19 protein-coding genes are annotated in these 19,296 nt (G+C 56.2%); 11 read left to right on the plus strand and 8 right to left on the minus strand.

The window, feature by feature from the left end:
- Window positions 1–59 precede the first annotated feature (59 nt).
- The 3 genes from RAL88_RS15580 (at window position 60) to RAL88_RS15590 (ending at window position 2,985) form a co-directional block, all read left to right on the plus strand.
- On the plus strand, window positions 60–1,013 hold the full coding sequence (locus RAL88_RS15580) for a sugar ABC transporter substrate-binding protein (RefSeq protein WP_306264781.1): 954 nt from the start codon (window positions 60–62) through the stop codon (window positions 1,011–1,013).
- A gap of 75 nt (window positions 1,014–1,088) precedes the next feature.
- Entirely contained in the window at window positions 1,089–2,204 is a 1,116-nt protein-coding gene (locus tag RAL88_RS15585) for an ABC transporter permease (RefSeq protein WP_306264782.1), read from the plus strand.
- A gap of 1 nt (window position 2,205) precedes the next feature.
- Window positions 2,206–2,985: an ATP-binding cassette domain-containing protein gene (locus tag RAL88_RS15590; RefSeq protein WP_306264783.1), complete on the plus strand. Its 780-nt coding sequence runs from the start codon at window positions 2,206–2,208 to the stop codon at window positions 2,983–2,985.
- Between the two features lie 33 nt (window positions 2,986–3,018).
- Here RAL88_RS15590 and RAL88_RS15595 read toward each other — a convergent pair whose 3' ends face one another.
- The 6 genes from RAL88_RS15595 to RAL88_RS15620 all read right to left on the minus strand — a co-directional run bounded on the left by RAL88_RS15595 (window position 3,019) and on the right by RAL88_RS15620 (window position 9,701).
- The gene (locus tag RAL88_RS15595; protein ID WP_306264784.1) at window positions 3,019–3,993 is read right to left on the minus strand and encodes an ABC transporter ATP-binding protein; all 975 of its coding nucleotides are present in this window, start codon (window positions 3,991–3,993) and stop codon (window positions 3,019–3,021) included.
- Window positions 3,993–4,988, minus strand: a complete 996-nt coding sequence (locus RAL88_RS15600) for an ABC transporter ATP-binding protein (RefSeq protein ID WP_306264785.1) — start codon at window positions 4,986–4,988, stop codon at window positions 3,993–3,995. Before RAL88_RS15600 ends, RAL88_RS15595 begins: the two co-directional genes overlap by 1 nt.
- Entirely contained in the window at window positions 4,988–5,905 is a 918-nt protein-coding gene (locus RAL88_RS15605; protein WP_306264786.1) for an ABC transporter permease subunit, read from the minus strand. Before RAL88_RS15605 ends, RAL88_RS15600 begins: the two co-directional genes overlap by 1 nt.
- Before the next feature lie 7 nt (window positions 5,906–5,912).
- Window positions 5,913–6,920 (minus strand): ABC transporter permease subunit, encoded by a 1,008-nt coding sequence (locus RAL88_RS15610; protein WP_306264787.1) that lies wholly within the window; start codon window positions 6,918–6,920, stop codon window positions 5,913–5,915.
- A gap of 3 nt (window positions 6,921–6,923) precedes the next feature.
- Window positions 6,924–8,033 carry a Xaa-Pro peptidase family protein gene (locus RAL88_RS15615; protein ID WP_306264788.1) on the minus strand — a complete coding sequence of 370 codons (1,110 nt, stop codon included), beginning with the start codon at window positions 8,031–8,033 and terminating at the stop codon, window positions 6,924–6,926.
- Window positions 8,034–8,108: 75 nt separating this feature from the next.
- On the minus strand, window positions 8,109–9,701 hold the full coding sequence (locus RAL88_RS15620) for an ABC transporter substrate-binding protein (RefSeq protein ID WP_306264789.1): 1,593 nt from the start codon (window positions 9,699–9,701) through the stop codon (window positions 8,109–8,111).
- Window positions 9,702–10,026: 325 nt separating this feature from the next.
- On the opposite strand from RAL88_RS15620, the gene RAL88_RS15625 reads away from it, so the two are divergent.
- Window positions 10,027–10,908, plus strand: coding sequence for a DMT family transporter (locus RAL88_RS15625; protein ID WP_306264790.1), 882 nt, complete (start codon window positions 10,027–10,029; stop codon window positions 10,906–10,908).
- On the opposite strand, the gene RAL88_RS15630 is transcribed toward RAL88_RS15625, so the two are convergent.
- Complete coding sequence (locus RAL88_RS15630) at window positions 10,887–11,273, minus strand: YciI family protein (protein ID WP_306264791.1); 387 nt, start codon at window positions 11,271–11,273, stop codon at window positions 10,887–10,889. The genes RAL88_RS15625 and RAL88_RS15630 overlap by 22 nt on opposite strands.
- 206 nt (window positions 11,274–11,479) lie before the next feature.
- Between RAL88_RS15630 and RAL88_RS15635 the strand changes: the two genes are divergently transcribed.
- From RAL88_RS15635 to RAL88_RS15660, 6 genes are read left to right on the plus strand one after another with little or no spacing between them, the layout of a single operon-like run.
- Window positions 11,480–12,151, plus strand: a complete 672-nt coding sequence (locus RAL88_RS15635) for a malonic semialdehyde reductase (RefSeq protein WP_306264792.1) — start codon at window positions 11,480–11,482, stop codon at window positions 12,149–12,151.
- Between the two features lie 38 nt (window positions 12,152–12,189).
- On the plus strand, window positions 12,190–12,645 hold the full coding sequence (locus tag RAL88_RS15640) for an OsmC family protein (RefSeq protein ID WP_306264793.1): 456 nt from the start codon (window positions 12,190–12,192) through the stop codon (window positions 12,643–12,645).
- Window positions 12,646–12,687: 42 nt separating this feature from the next.
- On the plus strand, window positions 12,688–13,788 hold the full coding sequence (locus tag RAL88_RS15645) for a C4-dicarboxylate TRAP transporter substrate-binding protein (protein ID WP_306264794.1): 1,101 nt from the start codon (window positions 12,688–12,690) through the stop codon (window positions 13,786–13,788).
- A 28-nt stretch (window positions 13,789–13,816) separates the two neighbouring features.
- Window positions 13,817–14,440 carry a TRAP transporter small permease subunit gene (locus tag RAL88_RS15650; RefSeq protein WP_306264795.1) on the plus strand — a complete coding sequence of 208 codons (624 nt, stop codon included), beginning with the start codon at window positions 13,817–13,819 and terminating at the stop codon, window positions 14,438–14,440.
- A 27-nt stretch (window positions 14,441–14,467) separates the two neighbouring features.
- Window positions 14,468–15,778 (plus strand): TRAP transporter large permease, encoded by a 1,311-nt coding sequence (locus tag RAL88_RS15655; RefSeq protein ID WP_306264796.1) that lies wholly within the window; start codon window positions 14,468–14,470, stop codon window positions 15,776–15,778.
- A 27-nt stretch (window positions 15,779–15,805) separates the two neighbouring features.
- Complete coding sequence (locus RAL88_RS15660) at window positions 15,806–16,675, plus strand: dioxygenase (RefSeq protein WP_306264797.1); 870 nt, start codon at window positions 15,806–15,808, stop codon at window positions 16,673–16,675.
- Window positions 16,676–16,681: 6 nt separating this feature from the next.
- On the opposite strand, the gene RAL88_RS15665 is transcribed toward RAL88_RS15660, so the two are convergent.
- Window positions 16,682–17,437 carry a GntR family transcriptional regulator gene (locus RAL88_RS15665; RefSeq protein ID WP_306264798.1) on the minus strand — a complete coding sequence of 252 codons (756 nt, stop codon included), beginning with the start codon at window positions 17,435–17,437 and terminating at the stop codon, window positions 16,682–16,684.
- A gap of 444 nt (window positions 17,438–17,881) precedes the next feature.
- Here RAL88_RS15665 and RAL88_RS15670 point away from each other — a divergent pair, with 444 nt between their 5' ends.
- Window positions 17,882–19,102: a hypothetical protein gene (locus tag RAL88_RS15670; protein ID WP_306264799.1), complete on the plus strand. Its 1,221-nt coding sequence runs from the start codon at window positions 17,882–17,884 to the stop codon at window positions 19,100–19,102.
- Window positions 19,103–19,296 lie beyond the last annotated feature (194 nt).

Consider the following 19,296-nt stretch of genomic DNA (forward strand, 5'->3'; position numbering starts at 1 on the left):
CCGGGAAATGCTTGTCTGACCCAGTAAGACCATATTGAACGTTTTTGGGAGAAAACAAAATGAAACGATTTATCAAAAAAATGATGGGTGCCGCTGTTGGCGCCGCTGTCGCTGTGACGGGGTTTGCCACAGTTGCGCAGGCCGACCCTGAGAAATATATTCTGGTCAGCCATGCACCGGATTCCGACAGCTGGTGGAACACCATCAAAAATGGCATCGCGCTGGCCGCCGAGCAGATGGGTGTGGAAGTGGAATACCGCAATCCGCCCACCGGAGATCTGGCCGATATGGCGCGGATCATCGAACAGGCAGCAGCGTCCGGCCCGACCGGTATCATCACCACCCTGTCGGATTATGATGTTCTGAGCGGCCCTATTCGTGCCGCAGTCGATCAGGGCATTGATGTCATCATCATGAATTCCGGAACACCGGCACAGGCCCGTGAAGTCGGCGCTCTGATGTATGTCGGACAACCCGAATACGACGCCGGTCTGGCTGCCGGGCAGCGCGCCAAAGGCGATGGTGTCGGCAGTTTCCTCTGCGTCAATCACTATATCAGTTCGCCGTCCTCGACAGAGCGCTGTCAGGGCTTTGCCGATGGTCTCGGCGTTGATCTGGGCAATCAGATGATTGACAGCGGACAGGACCCTGCGGAAATCAAAAACCGTGTTCTGGCCTATCTGTCAGCCAATCCTGATACAGATGCGATCCTGACACTTGGACCAACTTCGGCTGATCCGACCTTACTTGCGGTCGAGGAAAACGGCATGGCCGGCGACATCTATTTCGGCACTTTTGATCTGGGTGATGAAATCGTCAAGGGCATCAAGGCCGGTACCATTGCCTGGGGCATTGACCAGCAGCCATTCCTGCAGGCCTATCTGCCGGTGGTGGTTCTGACCAATTATCACCGTTATGGCGTTCTGCCCGGCAACAACATCAATTCCGGCCCCGGTTTTGTCACCGCCGATGGCCTTGAGCTTGTTGAAAAATACGCTGGCGAGTACCGCTAGAGCTAATGTCTGAAAGGCGGCTGACTTGGGGTCAGCCGCCTTTTGAACTATCAATCCACATGCTGGAGGTCTGACATGTCAGAGGCGACCCCACTCGCAGATGAGCGGATCAAGCAACGATCCCGTTTCCGCGAAGCACTTATCCGTCCGGAACTAGGCGGCATTTGCGGCACCATTCTTGTATTTGCGTTCTTCCTGCTGACAGCGTCCGATTCAGGAATGTTCAATTCCCAGGGGATTATGAACTGGTCGATCGTCTCGGCACAATTTGCCATCATTGCTGTCGGGGCCTGTCTTCTGATGATCGCCGGCGAATTTGATCTGTCGGTCGGATCGATGATCGGCTTTGCCGGCATGATGATCGCGATTTTCAGCATTACCCTTGGCTGGCCTGTCTGGATCGCCATTGTCGTGACCTTTGTGCTGTGCACCGCCATCGGCGGGCTCAACGGCTATATTGTGGTCAGGACCGGCCTGCCCAGCTTTATTGTTACCCTGGCTTTCCTGTTTATCCTGCGCGGGTTCACAATTTTCCTGCCGCAGACGATTGAGCGCAAAACCATTATCGGCGGGATTCGCGATGTCGCCGAGGGCGACTGGCTGGCAGCGCTGTTTGGCGGCAAGATTCTGACCGGACTGTTCCAATGGCTGGGAGATGCCGGCATCATCGCCACATTCGATCGTGGCTCCAGAGTCGGAGAATCGGTGGTCGACGGCATTCCGATGCTGATTGTCTGGGCACTTGTGCTGATAATTTTCGGCCATTTTCTGCTGACCAAAACACGGTTCGGCAATTGGATTTTTGCCGCCGGTGGAGATCCCCAGGCAGCGCGTTATGTCGGTGTTCCCGTCAATCGGGTAAAAATCCTGATGTTCATGTTCACAGCATTCTGTGCCACCGTTTTTGCCACATCGCAGGTCATGGAATTCGGCTCTGCCGGTGCGGATCGTGGCATTCTGAAAGAGTTTGAAGCGATTATTTCGGTGGTCATCGGCGGTGCCTTGCTGACCGGCGGCTACGGGTCGGTGATTGGCGCTGCACTCGGCGCACTGATCTTCGGCGTGGTCCAGCAGGGGCTGTTCTTTGCCGGTGTGGAAAGCAGTCTGTTCCGGGTCTTCCTTGGTGTCATCCTGCTGCTGGCGGTGATTTTGAACACCTATATCCGGCGTATGATCACGGGGGAGAAGTGAGATGACTGAACCTCTCATCCAGATGAAGAATATCGAGAAGCATTTCGGCTCCGTTATTGCCCTGGCCGGGGTCTCGGTCGATATCACCGCAGGTGAGTGCCACTGTCTTCTGGGCGATAATGGTGCCGGAAAATCGACCTTTATCAAAACCATGTCCGGCGTTCACAAGCAGACCAAGGGCGAGATTTATTTCGAAGGCAGGCCAATGCATTTCGAACGCCCGCGCGATGCTATTGCTGCCGGAATCGCGACGGTCTACCAGGATCTTGCGATGATCCCGCTGATGTCGGTCAGCCGCAATTTCTTCATGGGCAATGAGCCGACCAAACGTAAATTCGGCATTTCCATGTTCGACCATGAACTGGCCAATGAAGTGACCATGGCCGAAATGAAGAAGATGGGCATCAGTCTGCGCGGTCCCGATCAGGCCGTGGGAACCCTGTCAGGTGGCGAGCGCCAGACTGTTGCCATTGCCCGGGCGGTGCATTTCGGGGCCAAGGTTCTGATCCTGGATGAACCGACGTCAGCGCTCGGAGTGCGCCAGACATCGAATGTTCTGGCGACCATCGACAAGGTCCGCAAGAAGGGCATTGCCGTGGTGTTCATCACCCATAATGTACGCCATGCCATGGCTGTCGGGGACCGTTTCACCGTGCTGAATCGCGGCAAGACGCTGGGCACGGCGCTGAAAGGCGAGATTACGCCGGAAGAACTGCAGGATCTGATGGCCGGCGGCCAGGAATTGGCAACGCTGGAAGGCTCTCTCGGCGGCACGGTGTAGACCGCGCTGCAACCAACGGGGTCTGACCGGGTTTCAGGCCGGTTCTGTGGCGACTGTTTCGATGGGATGATAGCAGGCGACTGCACTGCTGCCATCCGCTTCAAGCGCCGGGGCGGTCTGTCTGCAGATGTCAGTTGCATAGCTGCATCGTGGATGAAACGCGCAGCCGGGCGGCGGGTTCAGGGGCGAGGGCAATTCGCCGGTCAGCATGATGCGCTGTTTCTGCCGCGTCGGATCAGCTACCGGTGTCGCCGACAGCAGCGCATTGGTATAGGGATGGCGCGGAGCTGAAAACACGGTTTTTGCCGCACCGTCTTCCACCACCTTGCCCAGATACATCACCAGAACATCATCGGAAATGTGTTTCACCACCGAAAGATCGTGGCTGATGAACAGGTAGGCCAGGCCCAGATCCGACTGCAGATCGGCCAGAATATTCAGCACCTGTGCCTGGATCGACAGATCAAGCGCGGACACCGGCTCATCCAGAACCAGGATTTTCGGCTCCAGCATCAGCGCCCGCGCAATGGCAATGCGTTGCCGCTGACCGCCTGAAAACATATGCGGATAGCGCTCATAATGTTCCGGCCGCAGACCGACCCTTTCCATGGTTTCCTCAGCACGCCTGCGGCGGTCGGCAGCTGGCATCGCCGTATTCAACCGGATCGGCTCTTCCAGAATGTAGCCAACCTTGTGGCGCGGATTGAGCGAGCCATAAGGGTTCTGGAACACGATCTGGATTTTCTGTCTCATCTCCGCCGAGCCGGGCGCTGCCGGTTTGCCGTCGATCAGAACTTCCCCGCTTGTCGGTTCCTCAATCATGGTGACAACACGGGCGAGGGTGGATTTACCGCAGCCGGATTCTCCGACAACAGCCAGGGTTTTCCCGGCCTCCAGTTTGAAGCTGGCGCCATCCAGCGCCTTCACCACACCGGGTTTTGAGAACATCCCCCCGCCAACGGTATAATACCGTGTCAAATTGCGCCCTTCCAGAACGGGATTAGCCATTACACAGCTCCCTGTTCGGACATCCGCCCGGCATGCTCGCCGCGCTCCAGCGGATAGTTGCAGAGCGCATGGCCAAGCTCCGGTCCCTGTCGGGTCACCTGCTTGCGGCACAGATCGGTGGCAAAGCTGCAGCGCGGCGCAAACAGGCAGCCTTCGGGCCGGTCATACTGGCCCGGCACGACGCCGGGTATCGACGGCAATTTACGCCCGACCGCGCGCTCAGGAAGCGCAGCCAGCAGGGCGGATGTATAAGGATGATGCGGATTGGCAAAAAGCCCGCGCACATCCTGTTCCTCCACCCTTTGACCGGCATACTGAACCTGCACCCGTTCGGCGGTTTCCGCCACCACGCCCATATCGTGGGTAATCAGAATGAGCGCCATATCCTTGTCTTTCTGCAACGATACCAGCAGTTCCAGAATCTGCGCCTGGATCGTCACATCAAGCGCGGTGGTCGGCTCATCGGCAATCAGCAGCTGCGGATTGCAGGCCAGCGCCATGGCAATCATGACACGCTGGCTCATGCCGCCGGACAATTGATGAGGATAGGCTTTCATCCGCTTTTCCGGTGCGGGAATGCCAACCTGGTCCAGCAGATCTAGCGAACGCTGGCGGCGTTCTGCGCGGCCCATGCCAAGATGCATGCGCAGCGTTTCTCCCAGTTGGAAGCCGACAGTAAAACAGGGGTTGAGGCTCGACATCGGCTCCTGAAATATCATTGCCATGTCTTTGCCGACGATGGAGCGGCGGGCCTTTTTCGACATGCCGATCAGGTCCTTACCGTCAAATTCCATGACATCGGCGGTAATCTTTGCCGTCCATGGCAGCAATCCCATCAGCGCCAGCATGGCAACAGATTTACCAGACCCGGATTCACCCACGATTGACAGGATTTCACCGCGATCACAGTGGATATCAACACTGTCAACCGCCCGGAACAGACCGCCTGCGGTCTGAAAATCAACTGACAGGTTCTTGATTTGCAGCAGGGACATCAGGACCTCTTCAGCTTGGGATCGAGCGCATCCCGCAAACCATCGCCCATCAGATTGATGGCCAGCACGGTGATCAGGATCGCGATCCCCGGAAAGGTCACGACCCACCAGGCCCGCAGAATGAATTCACGGGCTTCGGCCAGCATGGTTCCCCATTCCGGCGTCGGCGGTTGGGCGCCCATGCCGAGAAATCCGAGCGCGGCGGCATCGAGAATGGCGTTCGAAAACGACAGCGTGGCCTGAACCGTCACTGGACCCAGGCAATTGGGCAGCACCGTGCGTGTCATCAGATAGATCGGCGAGGCGCCGGCCACTTTGGCCGAGGTGACATATTCCTTGTTCATCTCGCTCATTACCGAGGCCCGTGTCAGGCGCACAAAATGCGGCTGCAGCACAATGGCAATCGCAATCATCGCATTCATCAGGCCGGGCCCGAGAATAGCCACCAGCACCAGCGCCAGCAGCAGCGAGGGAAAGGCCAGGATGATGTCCATGACGCGCATGATGAGCGTGTCCACGACACCGCGGAAATAGCCTGCTATCAGACCAATAGTGACGCCGCCAAGCACGGAAATCGACACCACCACGACACCGATGAACAGCGAGAACCGGGCTCCGTAAATCAGCCGCGACAGCATATCGCGCCCCACTGCATCTGTGCCGAGAATGAATTTCCAGCTGCCGCCCTCCTGCCAGACAGGAACCGCCAGAAGCGCGTCTCTATATTGGTTGTTAGGCTCGTGCGGAGCAACCAACGGCGCAAACACGGCGATCAGCACCAGTGCCGAAAACACCCAGAGCCCAATGACGGCGCCACGGTTTTCAGAGAAATAGAACCAGAATTCCGCCAGCATCCGCCGTCTGGTCTGCCATCTGACCTGCGCGGCAGAAGTCTGCGTCGATTCTAGCTCGCTCATATCTGCCTCAATTGTGCCGGATGCGGGGGTTGATCAGACCATAGGTCATATCAACCAGCAGATTGACCACCATCACCATCGCGGCAATCAGCAGCAGACCGCTCTGAACCACCGGATAGTCACGCCGGAAAATTGAATCGACCATCCATTTGCCAATGCCGGGCCAGGAGAAAATCGTCTCTGTCAGAATTGCACCGGCCAGCAGTGTGCCGACCATCAGGCCAATCACCGTAATTACCGGGATCATGGCATTGCGCAGGGCGTGGATGCCGACGACGCGCCGTGTCGACAGACCTTTGGCCCTTGCGGTGCGCACATAATCCTCGCCCAGAACTTCCAGCATGGCTGAGCGTGTCTGGCGGGCAATCACCGCCAGTGGGATCGTCGCCAGTACGATTGAGGGCAAAATGAGATGACTGACGGCGGACGTAAACGCGCCCTTCTGGCCCGACAGAAGACTGTCGATCAACATGAATCCGGTGACCTGCGGGAAGTAGAACAGCAGTGAAATACGTCCGGACACCGGGGTCCATTGCAGCCAGCCAGAGAACACGATGATCAGCAACAGACCCCACCAGAAAATCGGCATGGAATAACCCACCAGCGCCGTGCCCATAATGCCCTGGTCAAAAAATGATCCGCGTTTGTTGGCGGCAATAATACCGGCCGGTATGCCCAGCGCCACCGCGATAATCATCGCAACCAGTGCCAACTCGACAGTGGCCGGAAACAGCGTGAAAAACTCTTCCAGAACCGGTCGTTTTGTCACCAGTGAATTGCCAAAATCGCCGGACAGAAGATCGCGCAGATAACTGAAATACTGCTGCCATATCGGCCGGTCATAGCCAAACTCTTGCATCAGCGCATTGTAACGCTCATCGGAAAGACCGCGCTCGCCGGCCATCAGCAGAACCGGATCGCCCGGCAGGACCCTGACAAAACCGAAGGATACAATGGTGATGCCGAGAAATGTCGGGATCAGCAATCCGATACGGCGCAGAAGAAATCCAAACATAGCCTACCCTACAATCCGCAAGTCTCGCGGGAAAGAGGTCAGACATTCCATCCCGGTATCGGTCACGACAATATCATCTTCAATGCGCACACCGCATTCACCCAGCCGGTACAGGCCGGGTTCCACGGTGAACACCATTCCGCTTTGCAGCATCTGCTCGTTGCCGCGCATTATCTGGGGCGCTTCATGCACATCCAGGCCCAGCCCGTGTCCGGTCTTGTGGCGGGCAAAGGCGGCGAACTGGCTGCCTTCCAGCACTTTTTGCACCGTGTCGTCGACCTGCGCGGCAGTAGCGCCGGCCCGTGTGGCGGCTTTTCCTGCCTCATTGGCGGCGAGCACAGTGTCGTAAAACGCCCGGTCAAACTCGGACACTTCGCCGATGAAGAAAGTGCGGGTGATATCGGCATTATAGCCGCGCCAGCGTGCCCCGAAATCGATCAGCAGCGCATCGCCGCGTTGCACCCGGTAATCATGCCGGGCGCTGGCATGCGGCTGCGCGGAATTGTCGCCGGCCGCGACAATCGGCTCAAACGAGACCCCGTCGGCGCCATGGGCAAACAGCTGACGCAACAAAATTGCCTCGATTTCCTTTTCGCTCTGGCCGACGCGCACCTCCTGCAGCGTCGCTTCCAGAGCCTCTTCGGAAATGCGAATGGCCTGTTTCAGAAGATCGATTTCGGCGGCCGACTTCAGCAGCCGGAGCGATGAAATCTCGGCATGGGCATCGACAAACTCGACTTTCGGTAAGACCTGTTGCAGGGCCATGAGTTCAAACACCCGCATGCGCTGGGCCTCTAGCCCGAACCGGCTGGCGGACATCAACTGCGGCAGGGCTTCGGCGGCCTTCTGAAATGCGCTGGCATAGCCGGTCTCATCACGCCAGTCGAACACCATGCCGGGAAAATCAAGCGAGTCAAACGACGCCATTTCCAGATTGGGAACAATGGCAACCGCGTCTCCCTCAACGGGCACGATCACCAGCAGGGGGCGTTCCATCAGGTGAAAATCACGTTGAAACAGCCAGCGGAAATTCGGTCCGGGGACAAACCCGACAGCATCTAATGTTTGGCTGCGCATGATTTCGCGCAGCGGCTGCAGCCTGTTATCCGACATCACGCCCCGTTCTTTCGCATCAGGCAAATGGTCCGGGCGGCATTGTCCGCCCGGACCGGTGGTTCACGTTACAGCCTATTCGGCCAGATCAACACCGTCGAAACGGTGTCCGCCGAGCGGGTCCATCTTGTAGCCGGTGACCTTGGTCGACATCGGCATGAACACCACGGAATGGGCGATGGTCGCCCATGGCGCTTCCTGTTTGAACACTTCCTGAGCCTGGACATATAATTTTGTCCGTTCGGCCTGATCAGAAATCAGTTTCGCCTCGTTCGTCAGCTTGTCGAACTCTTCGTTGCACCACTGTGCCCGGTTGGATGCGCCCACAGCAGAGCAACTCAACAGAACCGCAAGGAAGTTGTCGGGATCGCCATTATCGCCGGTCCAGCCCAACAGAACGGCACCGTCACGGTCCAGATCCTTGGACAGTTTCAGATACTCGCCCCATTCATAGGTGACGATTTCCACTTCAACACCGATCTTGCCAAAATCATCCTGCAACAGTTCTGCCATACGCCGGGCATTGGGGTTGTAGGGACGGGCAACAGGCATCGCCCAGATTTTCATTTTCAGATCGGTAACCCCGGCTTCTGCCAGCATTTTTCTGGCGGCATCCGGATCATAGGGATCGTCAATTGTGGCTTCATCATAGGACCACATTGTCGGCGGGATCGGGTTTTTCGCAGCCTTGCCGGCTCCCTCGAACACGGCATCCAGAATCGCCTGTTTGTTGATCGCCATGTTCAGCGCCTTGCGCACGTCGCGATTGTCGAAGGGCGCAACCCTGGTGTTATAGGCCAGATACCCGACATTGAGGCCTTCCTGCTCCATGACCTGCAGATTGGGATCTGCCTGCAGCGTTGGAATATCAGCCGGATTTGGATAGGGAGCGATCTGACATTCGCCCGCTTTCAGCTTCTGCGCCCGCACTGAATTGTCAGTGGTGATTGCAAAAATCAGATCATCGATTTTCGGCTTGTCACCCCAGTAACCATCATGGGCCTTGTAACGAATGACCGCATCTTTCTGATAGGCCACAAACGCAAACGGACCGGTGCCGATTGGTTTCTGGTTCAGATCGGCCATTGCATCCATCTCGACCAGCTTGTCGGCATATTCCTTGGAAAAGACCGAGGCGAAATCCATTGCCATATTGGCAACAATCGGTGCTTCCGGACGGTTCAGAACAAACTTGACCGTCATATCGTCAACCTTGACGATCTCCTTGATCAGGGTCGGCATATCCATCGCATTGAAATATTCCCAGGATGTGCCCTCGGTATATTTGTTCCAGGGATTGTCTTCCTTCAACTGGCGCTCGAATGTGAACACCACATCATCCGCATTAAAATCGCGGGTTGGGGTGAACACGTCATTTGAATGAAATTTGACGCCGGAACGCAGTTTGAACGTTAACTCCAGGCCATCCTCGGAAACAGTCCAGCTTTCAGCCAGACCGGGGATAACTTTTGTGGTGCCGTTTTCGAATTCTACGAGACGGTTATAGATCGGCTTGGAGGATGCATCAAAAGTGGTGCCTGCTGTGAAAAGCGCAGGGTCAAAGCCTTCTGGTGAACCTTCCGAGCAATAGACCAGCGTCTTTGCCTGCACCGTGCTTGCCATAAGGGCAGCTGCCAGGCTGGCAGCGATTATAAAAGTCTTCTTCATGGTATTAACTCCTACCAAAACGGGGTCGGGCAGCGTTATTTTTCTTAAATTTGTGCCCGCCTTCGTACAGGCAATCACAAAATGCAGCCTCTGTCACCGCCCCCGTGTTGATTTTCCAAAAGAACTTTCAGCAAACCGCAGGTTGAGCCCGACCCGGCGCTGGTTCTCTGATCCTTGGAGCCCGGTGTGGAGCCCGGTGTGGGGCCCAGTGTGGAGTTCAGTGGGGGTTTCGGGGGCCGGGCTTTTATAGAGGCGTTGGTACGGCTATAAGCATTTGCTTCTTCCTGATTCCGGCTGCCCTCAGATCGCAAAGTTCATTTGACCTATGACCAGTGTTGAACCTTCCAACAGGAACGCCGCTCTGTGGATGGCAGGCTGGCTCGCAGCAATGCTGACCATGGCCGTTGCGGGCCGTGAAGCGGTCAGTCAGATCGGCGCCTTTCAGGTGATGGAACTGCGCGCTTTGATCGGCATGGTCCTGCTGTATCCGCTGGTCCATTCCAATGGCGGCTTGGCGGCAATGAAGACCGCTCATCCATGGCGCCATATCTGGCGCAACACGGTGCATTATGGTGCCCAGTTCGGCTGGCTGGTGGCGATCACCATGATCCCGCTTGCGCAGGTTGTTTCGATCGAATTCACCATGCCGATCTGGACTGCGCTTCTGGCTGTGTTCTTTCTCGGTGAAAAAATGAACAGCTGGAAAATCGCTGCGGTTTTTCTGGGTCTCATCGGCGTCTGGATCATTGTCCGGCCCCGCGCCGACGGCATCGAACCGGGCCAGCTGATATCACTGGCTGCCGCTGTCGGCTTCAGCATTTCGGTTATTCTGGTCAAGGCGCTGACGCGCACAGAAAGCGTCGTCCGCATCATTTTCTGGATGCTTGTCATCCAGGCCGTCATCGGCCTCATTCCCGCAATTCTTGTCTGGCAACCCGTCCCGGACAATCTCTGGGGCTGGATTGTGCTGGTCGCGATCTGCGGCACTTTCTCGCATTATTGCATGACGCAGGCGATGAGATATGCCGATGCCACCATTGTCGTGCCGATGGACTTTCTCCGCGTGCCGCTGACGGCGGTTGTGGGCTGGCTGGTCTATGAGGAAGGCATGGATGTCTACACCATTACCGGTGCCGCACTGATCCTGGTGGGAAACATGCTCAATCTCAAGAGGCCATCGCCGCCTCAGCTGAGAGACACGGCCTGATTGGCGAATCCGACCGACACAGTCAGTGATCCCTCATTCACCAGCCATTTGCGCAGGGTGAAGATGCGGCCGCCCATTTTATGCATCGGGTCATTTTCGGTCAGGGACTGGGCCTCTGCCATCGAGGCAGCGCGATAGACAATCATGCCGCCGCCGCTCATCTGCTCACCGCTGGAATCCGACAACGGGCCAGCCAGAAACAGTCTGCCTTCAGCTTCCATCTGTTTCTGATAAGCCAGATGATCCGGCAGCAGCTTCAACATCTCCGGAGGCGCAATCGCCGGGGTCGATTCAACGATATATAATTCAAATGCCAGCGCGCCCCGCGCCCGTGCCGTTTCGCGATTTTCTGACCATAAGGGCATAGATTCACCTCCCGGAAACCCGTTTCGTGCCGCCAGTATACAGAATTCTGAAAAAAAACAAAATATCGATATTAATTGACGATTGGCAAATAATGTGGGTATTTTTAACGAAATAGACGCACTGGAATATGCTTGAATTCGCTATTCCCGGCAAAGGCGGAGACGCTTTTTGCCGCTGGCACCCATCGCAATCAGGACGGTCCTGCATGAATGTTCACGCGCCCAAAGCACAGCAACTTGAAGAGTTGCGCTCTGATGCCCAGGACGACGTTCGCGCCTTGCGGTCCGGTATCCGGCATTTGAGCGAAGATCAGATCGGTTTGATCCTGACTCGGGCGCGCTCGCATTATGCCTGGCAGGACAAGCCGGTCACGGACGCACAGATCAAACGGATTTATGACATTGCTGCCTTGGGACCGACGAGCATGAATTGCTCTCCGGCGCGGTTTGTTTTCATTAAATCCGAGGAAGCCAAGCAGCGACTGGCAAAGGCTCTCAAACCCGCCAATGTGCCGAAAGTCATGGGCGCTCCGGTGACCGCGATCATTGCCTATGACAAGGATTTCTGGAAGGAGCTGCCGCGCCTGTTTCCTCACGAGGACCGCACCGGCCATTTCCGCGGCAAGGGGGCACATGCGCAGGATACCGCGTTCCGCAATTCTACCCTGCAGGGCGGCTATCTGATGATTGCGGCGCGGGCGATCGGACTGGATATCGGACCGATTTCGGGATTTTCCAACCAGATTGTTGATGAAGAATTTTTCGCAGGTACCAGTGTGGTGTCAAACTTTCTGTGTAATTTCGGCTACGCAGATGAAACCGCACTGTTCCAGCGCCTGCCACGGTTTGAGTTTGATGATGTGTGCTCTTTTGCTTGATTTCAAAGGCGAGGGATGACGATGGAAAGGACTATCACTTGAAACCAAGAACCACGGTCAAATTGCGCGCCTCGGCTACCAGTCCGAGCCATGCCTTATCGACTATAATTGTGCGCGATGTGATTTTTGCCATCGATGAACCGATTGAAAGAGGCGGCACCAATCTGGGGCCGTCGCCGACAGAAACCGCGATCGGCGCACTGATCGGTTGCACCAATGTCATCGGCCATAAATGTGCAGATGAGCTGGGCATCGATATCGGTCACCTGACCATTTCCGCAGTCTGCGACTTCAACCGCAGTGGCGTTACGCTGCAACAGGAAATCGACGTTCCGTTCGAGCGAATTGTGCTGACGGTGACGGCGGACGGTCCGGCGAGCGCTGCGGAATTGCAGCTTGTCTCAACGGAACTTGCAAAATATTGCCCGCTGGCAAAACTGTTCCGCCAGGCGGGAACCATCATTGAAGAAAACTGGAAACCAAAAAACGCCTGATCCGCTCCGTCGGATCACTATATTCAAACGGGAGGAAATACCATGAACACAATGACTTTACGCAGAGCCATGATGTCGGCAGCTGTATCCGCTGGCCTGCTTGCGGGACTGCAGGCCAAACCGGCCGAAGCGGTTGAAACCATCAACATGATTGCGATTGACGGCTATCCGGACCGATCCATGTGGGTCAAAGAATTCTCCGGGTTCTTCATCCCGCGGGTCGATGAGGAACTGGCGAAAACCGGCAACTATAAAATCAACTGGCAGGAAGCCTATGGCGGCACCATTGTCAAACCGCGCGGCGTGCTGGAAGGCATCAAGCTCGGGCTCGGCGATATTGGCATCGTCACCACGATTTTCCATAATTCCGCACTGCCCAGCCAGGGCATTTCGGCGGTAACGCCATTTGTCGCTGCCGACGCCCGTGTCGTGGCAAAAGCGGTTGATGAAATCGCCCGCGAATTTCCCCAGATGGCCGCTGAACTGGACGCGGAGAACCAGGTCTATCTGGCCACCGGTGTCGTACTCGACACCTACCAGATTTTCTCCAAAACGCCGATCAATTCGCTGGCCGATCTGGAAGGCAAGAAAGTCGCCGGTGCCGGGTATAATCTGCGCTATCTGGAAGGCATTGAGGGAGCAGCCGGCGTGCGCGGCGGCCTGCCGAATTTCTACAACATGCTTCAGACCGGCGTAGTCGATGCCGCCATGTTGTGGCCGGAAGCTGCCAAGACCTTCAAGATTGCCGAAGTCGCCCCTTATATGCTCAAGGCGGATCTTGGCGCGGTGAATTCCAAAACCGTAACCGTCAACAAGGATGTCTGGAACAAACTGCCCGACGAGGTCAAAACCGCATTGCAGAATGTCGCTGTGGAATACCGCGACCGTGTTGCGGGAATTGCCATGGATCTGGCTGCCGAGTCGCTTGAGGCTTACCAGGCCGGTGGCGGCACGGTGGTTGAAATGTCGCAGGAGGCACGTGCCGCCTGGGCCAATTCAATGCCGAATATCGCGGTTGATTGGGCCCAGAAGCTGGACACGGCAGGCGCACCCGGCTCGGATATGTTGAGAGCCTATATGGCGAAACTGAAGGCCGCCGGCATGACCCCGATCCGGGATTGGGCAGCCGAGTTGACCAACTAGCAGCAAACAGGGCGGCGGAGTGGCACACATGTCGAGCGATCTACTCCGCCGTTTCTTTCGCATCGCCGTGTCTGTTGCGACCGCAGCAAATATGATCGGAACCGGAGTGATTTTTCTGCTGGTTGCGATTCTCAACGCCGATGTGTTCGCCAGAGGCGTCCTCAACGATCCGATCCGCGGCGTCGTCGAAATGGTGATCTTCTCACTTGCCCTGGTGGTGTTCCTGCAATTGCCGGATGTGGTGCGCAGCAACCGGTTGACGCGCTCGGACGGGATGCTGCTTTATCTGTTTGAAACGCGCCCGGGTACTGCGCGGATTATGACCAGAGTGATCGACCTTGTGGCCGGTATTTTCATGGGGCTTGTGGCGTGGATCATGTGGCCCGAATTTCTCGACTCCTTTGAGAGCTGCTATTTCTTTACACCGCCGGAATTCGGCCCTGCGCCTTCGGGTGATTTTCTGGCTGATCTTTCCGCCGCCTTTGCCCGCTGCGAATATTCCGGAACGCCGGGAATCTTCACCGCGCCCTGGTGGCCGATCAAACTGGTAATTTTCTTCAGCGTGACGCTGTGCACCATCATTTTTGCTCTGAAAGCGCTGATTGGAAGCCATGGAGCCGATCTGTTTGACGTCGGGGACCGCAGGGCATGAACACTATAAATCATCGGGCGGTCAGACATGTCACCGGTTGAGATCGGCGCATTTTCAGTGGCTGCCATTGTCGCCCTGGTTTATATCGGGGTCTATATTCCGATTGCGCTCGGTCTGGTGTCCTTCATCTCGATCTGGCTGATCAGTGGCAAGGCGATCCTGGCCTTCAACTTCCTCAAGATTGCGGTTGGCGATGGCGTTGCGGAATACGAGTTTGCGACCATTCCGCTGTTCACAGTGATGGGGCTGCTGGTCTCAAGGGCGGGCCTTGGCACCGATATTTACACCGTCATGAATCGCGGGTTCCGGCGCATCACCGGGGGCATCGGCATGGCCACAGTTGGTGCGAACGCTGTATTTGCAGCGGTCACCGGATCATCAATTGCCTCCGCATCGGTCTTCACCAAAATCTCCGTGCCGGAAATGCTGAAGCTGAATTACAATCCGCGTTTTGCAGTCGGCGTCGTCGCCGGATCGTCGGTTCTGGGGATGATTATCCCGCCCAGCGCAATGCTGATCATCTATTCATTCGTCGCCGAACAATCCGTCGGAGAAATGTTCATTGCCGGGATCGTGCCGGGCCTGATCCTGACCATCGCCTATATTGCCGGCATTCTGCTGGCGGGCCGTTTCTGGCCGTCATTTCTGGGGTCGGGACGAAGCGCCGGTGAAGATGTCGCGCTGAGCTATTATGAATTGCTGGAAAAGACGGTACCTATTGTCAGCCTCATCGTCATTGTTCTGGGCGGCATCTATACCGGCTGGCTGACCCCGGTTGAAGCTGGCGCTGCCGGGGCTCTGGCAGCGCTGGTAATTGCTGTGCTGCGCCGCCGGATGTCGTGGAAATCATTATGGTTCACCGCCATTGAAACCGGGCACATTACCGCTTCCATCCTGTTTCTGATTACCATGGCATCGCTGTACAGCCGCATGCTTGGCTATGCAGGACTGCCCAATGAACTGGACACGCTGCTGCAGACTTATGATCTCGGCTTCATGGAGATCATGATTATCTATGTGGCCCTGATGCTGTTTCTGGGCACGCTGCTTGACACTGCATCAATTATTCTGATCGTCGTACCGCTGTTCATCACCCTGATTGAATCGATGGGGCTCAGCCTCGTCTGGTTCGGCATCGTCACCGTAATCGGTGCCGAGATCGGCCTGTTGACACCGCCTCTTGGGATATCCTGTTTTGTCATCAAGGCGACGCTCAACAATCCGAAAATCAGCCTGAAAGATGTGTTTATGGGCGCCTTTCCGTTTGCGGTCATTATGCTGATCGTGCTGGTATTTCTGATCAATTATCCGATCCTGTCGACAGGATTGCTGAACTGATTTCAACTCCCAAATTGAGGGTTAAACATGCGTACAGTAACAAAAGAGACCATCACCGCGGCATTTCTGGCCTATTGCGGCGACGACACCAATCCCCGATTGCGCTTCATTCTGGAAAAACTCGCCCATCACCTTCATGATTTTGCCCGCGAGACCGGGCTGACCCATGCGGAATGGCGTAAGGGCCTGGAACTGCTGCAGAAGACCGGTGAAATCACCACGCCGGAGCGTAACGAATATGTTTTGATGTCCGATGTGCTGGGTCTGTCTTCGCTGGTCGACATGATCAATTCGCCGGATATCGGCACGCCGTCCAGTGTGCTCGGCCCGTTTCACATTCTGGGTGCACCGGACCTGCCGGTCGGCGGCGATATGAGACAGGACAATGACGGCGCTGCCGTGATCGTCAGCGGCTATGTCCGCACGCCGCAGGGCACCCCGATCAAGGGCGCGGAAATCGAAATCTGGCAGACCGCCGATAATGGGCTGTATTCCAATCAGGATGAGCAGCAGCCGGAGTATAATCTGCGCGCTCACATGGTGGTTGGCGAAGATGGCCTGTACCGGTTTTCTACTGTTCGCCCGGCGCCTTACACGGTGCCGGATGACGGACCCGTCGGAGAGTTGCTGCATGCAACCGGGCGTCACCCGTGGCGTCCTTCACACCTGCATTTCATCATCACCGCGCCGGGCTATCGCACATTGGTGACCGAGGTCTTCCCCAGCGATGATCCCTATCTCGATGAAGATGCAGTGTTCGGAGTGCGTGAGCGGCTGATCATGAATTATGTCGAGCAAACCAGTCTGGACGCACGTCCCGACGGCCTCGACATTGCAGACCGGCTGACAGTGCCGTTTTTCACCGTCGATTTCGATTTTGTGCTAGCCGAAGAGTGAACCGGATCAGCCGGTTTTCAGCTGATCCTTCAGGAAATTGCCGGTGCGGGTGTAGTGGCTGACAAGCAGTTCTGCGGCCAGATCGGCATCGCGCGCCAGAACCGCATCACAGATCGCGCCATGCTCGGCGGTAACATCCCGCGATGGGTAGGCTTTTGATCCGGATAATTGCCGGTAGCGGATATTCTGATCGTAAAGCTGGTCACAGAACTTAAGAAGCATCGATGAATCGCAGGCCGAAATCAGCGTCACATGAAAATGCTTGTGGCGCGCTTCCCATTCCGCATTGGCGACGAAATGATCGTCAGCCTGAGACCGCGGCACACGGGACAGCCGGTAGGCCGCCAGCACCACCTGTTCCTCCCAGCCGGAATTTCCGTTGGTAATGGATTCACGCAGTGCACGCTCTTCCAGCCAGCAGCGGGTTTTCAGCAGCTCATCAAATTCCTTGGCGCTGACTTTGGCAACCCTGAAGCCGCGCTGGTCGATGCGCTCGACAAAATGGTCGGAGGTGAGCAGGCTCAAGGCTTCGCGAATCGGGCTGGTGCCGACATCATAACGCTGGCGCAACTCCTCGATTTTGAGCTTTTGGCCGGGGTTTAGTGTCCCGGAAATGATATCGGCCCGCAGACGTGCATAGGCACGGCTGGTCATCGATTCCGGTCCGCCCGCCTCACGCTCTTCCCTGCCGGACCGGACAAGGATCGGCATCGCGTCAGATGCTCTATCGGCGGGTTCCAATGTAATATCTTTCGGTTTCATCAATGGTCCAACTTCGAGGTGGAACGAATTACCCGTCCTTGTTCGCGGGGGCCCCTGGTGCCAGGTTCACCTTATCGCATGATCTGCTGAAAGAATTAACCCTCGTTCAAATACGCTTTCGGATCGATCTGCCGGGACGCCAACAGGACCATGGGCATGATAATATCGATTTTTTACAGAGCTGCAATTTTAAAATTATATCAAAATGGAGCCTGAACTATGGAAAACAACGTCGATATGAAATTGAATAAACTATTTTATACAGTGTGTTAAATCATAATCGAGCATAGTTTGATGATCGCAGGCCAAACGGCGTCATGAGAAATGCTGGAATAAAAATATTGATATTTTCTGTCAAAAATATAAAATATGGATAACTGATGCCTGGTGGTTCCGACTGCGGGTAACGCTATAACGCTGCACGAATAATAATGGAGAAATGACATGCGCGACAACCATTTTGAAGACGGAAAATGGTGGGTCAGTCCCTATAATTTTGTCCCCGAAGTCCGTGATGCTCTGGACCTGCCTCCCAAGGTGGAAATCCATGATGCCACACTGCGCGACGGGGAACAGACGCCGGGTGTGGTCTTTTCTGTCGACGACAAGGTCGCCATCGCGCAGATGATGGCAGATATCGGAGTGGAGCGCATTGAAGCCGGAATGCCGGCCGTATCCGCCCAGGATGCGGAAGCCATCAAACAGATCTCAAAATTGGGTCTCAACTCCCGCATTTTCACATTCGCCCGCGCCATGAAGAAGGATATCGACATGGCGCTGGAATGTGGTGCGCAGGGCGTCATCATTGAGGTTCCGATCGGCTGCCCGAAGCTCAAGACACAGTTTGGCTGGACCTGGCGGGATGTCCTTGAACGCAGCGCTCCGGTCATCAATTATGCCAAAGAGCAGGGCCTTTACGCAGTATTTTTCCCCTATGACACAACCCGCGCCCGGGCCGATGATCTGGAGAATCTGTGCAAGGGCATCATGGCCGAGTCGCCGCCCGATTCCATCGGCATTGTTGACACTATGGGCTGCGCCACGCCTGAAGCGATCAAATATATGGTGCGCTGGGTGAAGCGCATGACTGGCCTGCCGATTGAAATCCACACGCATAATGATTTCGGCATGGGCGTCGCCACAGAGCTTGCGGCGGTTACGGCCGGCGCCGAAGTTGTGCATTCCTGCGGCAATGGTTTGGGCGAGCGCACCGGCAATGCGGCTCTGGAAGAGCTGATGCTCGGACTTGATCTGCTGTATGGTTATGACACCGGCTACAAGCTCGACAAATTGCCGGAACTTGGCGCGTTGCTGTCACGTCTGGCGAATGTACCCATTGCCCGCAACAAACCGATCCTCGGGGCCGGCAATTTCACCCGCGAATCCGGCATTGGTATCAATTTTGTCATGCATGATCCGCTGGTGATGTTTGGCACGCATCCTGCCCTGACCGGCCGGCAGGGCGAAGTCGTACTCGGCAAGAAAAGCGGCAAGGCCTCCATCAAATACAAGTTGGATGCACTGGGACTGGGGGAGGCCGATGATGAGGAAACCTCCGAAATTCTGGATCTGGTCAAACAGGCCGGTATCAAGAAGCGTGACATCCTCAACGACGAGGAATTCAAGACCATCGTGGAAACTTTGCGCTCCCGCAAGGCCGCCTGACACTGGCGTTCACCTGTTCAGCGCCGTGCGGACACCCAGTTGGCAGCTCATAGTGAGCCAACGGCCTTTCCCGACACCCGGACGCCCCGAGGCATTGAACAGGTGATTAATCGTCCTCGAAGCTGAGGCCGATCTGGTCTCCGCTTTTAACGCTGGCGCTGCCCTGAGTGCGAACCGCCAGTGTTTCGAGGCCC

This window comes from Pararhizobium sp. IMCC3301 (genome assembly GCF_030758315.1).
Classification (GTDB): domain Bacteria; phylum Pseudomonadota; class Alphaproteobacteria; order Rhizobiales.

Excerpts from the sequence above, each read along its gene's own strand:
- RAL88_RS15605 (WP_306264786.1), bottom strand. The coding sequence starts at position 5,905 with ATGAGCGAGCTAGAATCGACGCAGACTTCTGCCGCGCAGGTCAGATGG.
- RAL88_RS15590 (WP_306264783.1), top strand. The coding sequence starts at position 2,206 with ATGACTGAACCTCTCATCCAGATGAAGAATATCGAGAAGCATTTCGGC.
- RAL88_RS15670 (WP_306264799.1), top strand. The coding sequence starts at position 17,882 with ATGCGCGACAACCATTTTGAAGACGGAAAATGGTGGGTCAGTCCCTAT.
- RAL88_RS15585 (WP_306264782.1), top strand. The coding sequence starts at position 1,089 with ATGTCAGAGGCGACCCCACTCGCAGATGAGCGGATCAAGCAACGATCC.
- RAL88_RS15620 (WP_306264789.1), bottom strand. The coding sequence starts at position 9,701 with ATGAAGAAGACTTTTATAATCGCTGCCAGCCTGGCAGCTGCCCTTATG.
- RAL88_RS15660 (WP_306264797.1), top strand. The coding sequence starts at position 15,806 with ATGCGTACAGTAACAAAAGAGACCATCACCGCGGCATTTCTGGCCTAT.
- RAL88_RS15630 (WP_306264791.1), bottom strand. The coding sequence starts at position 11,273 with ATGCCCTTATGGTCAGAAAATCGCGAAACGGCACGGGCGCGGGGCGCG.
- RAL88_RS15580 (WP_306264781.1), top strand. The coding sequence starts at position 60 with ATGAAACGATTTATCAAAAAAATGATGGGTGCCGCTGTTGGCGCCGCT.
- RAL88_RS15650 (WP_306264795.1), top strand. The coding sequence starts at position 13,817 with ATGTCGAGCGATCTACTCCGCCGTTTCTTTCGCATCGCCGTGTCTGTT.
- RAL88_RS15645 (WP_306264794.1), top strand. The coding sequence starts at position 12,688 with ATGAACACAATGACTTTACGCAGAGCCATGATGTCGGCAGCTGTATCC.
- RAL88_RS15615 (WP_306264788.1), bottom strand. The coding sequence starts at position 8,033 with ATGTCGGATAACAGGCTGCAGCCGCTGCGCGAAATCATGCGCAGCCAA.
- RAL88_RS15665 (WP_306264798.1), bottom strand. The coding sequence starts at position 17,437 with ATGAAACCGAAAGATATTACATTGGAACCCGCCGATAGAGCATCTGAC.
- RAL88_RS15600 (WP_306264785.1), bottom strand. The coding sequence starts at position 4,988 with ATGTCCCTGCTGCAAATCAAGAACCTGTCAGTTGATTTTCAGACCGCA.
- RAL88_RS15610 (WP_306264787.1), bottom strand. The coding sequence starts at position 6,920 with ATGTTTGGATTTCTTCTGCGCCGTATCGGATTGCTGATCCCGACATTT.
- RAL88_RS15655 (WP_306264796.1), top strand. The coding sequence starts at position 14,468 with ATGTCACCGGTTGAGATCGGCGCATTTTCAGTGGCTGCCATTGTCGCC.
- RAL88_RS15625 (WP_306264790.1), top strand. The coding sequence starts at position 10,027 with ATGACCAGTGTTGAACCTTCCAACAGGAACGCCGCTCTGTGGATGGCA.
- RAL88_RS15635 (WP_306264792.1), top strand. The coding sequence starts at position 11,480 with ATGAATGTTCACGCGCCCAAAGCACAGCAACTTGAAGAGTTGCGCTCT.
- RAL88_RS15595 (WP_306264784.1), bottom strand. The coding sequence starts at position 3,993 with ATGGCTAATCCCGTTCTGGAAGGGCGCAATTTGACACGGTATTATACC.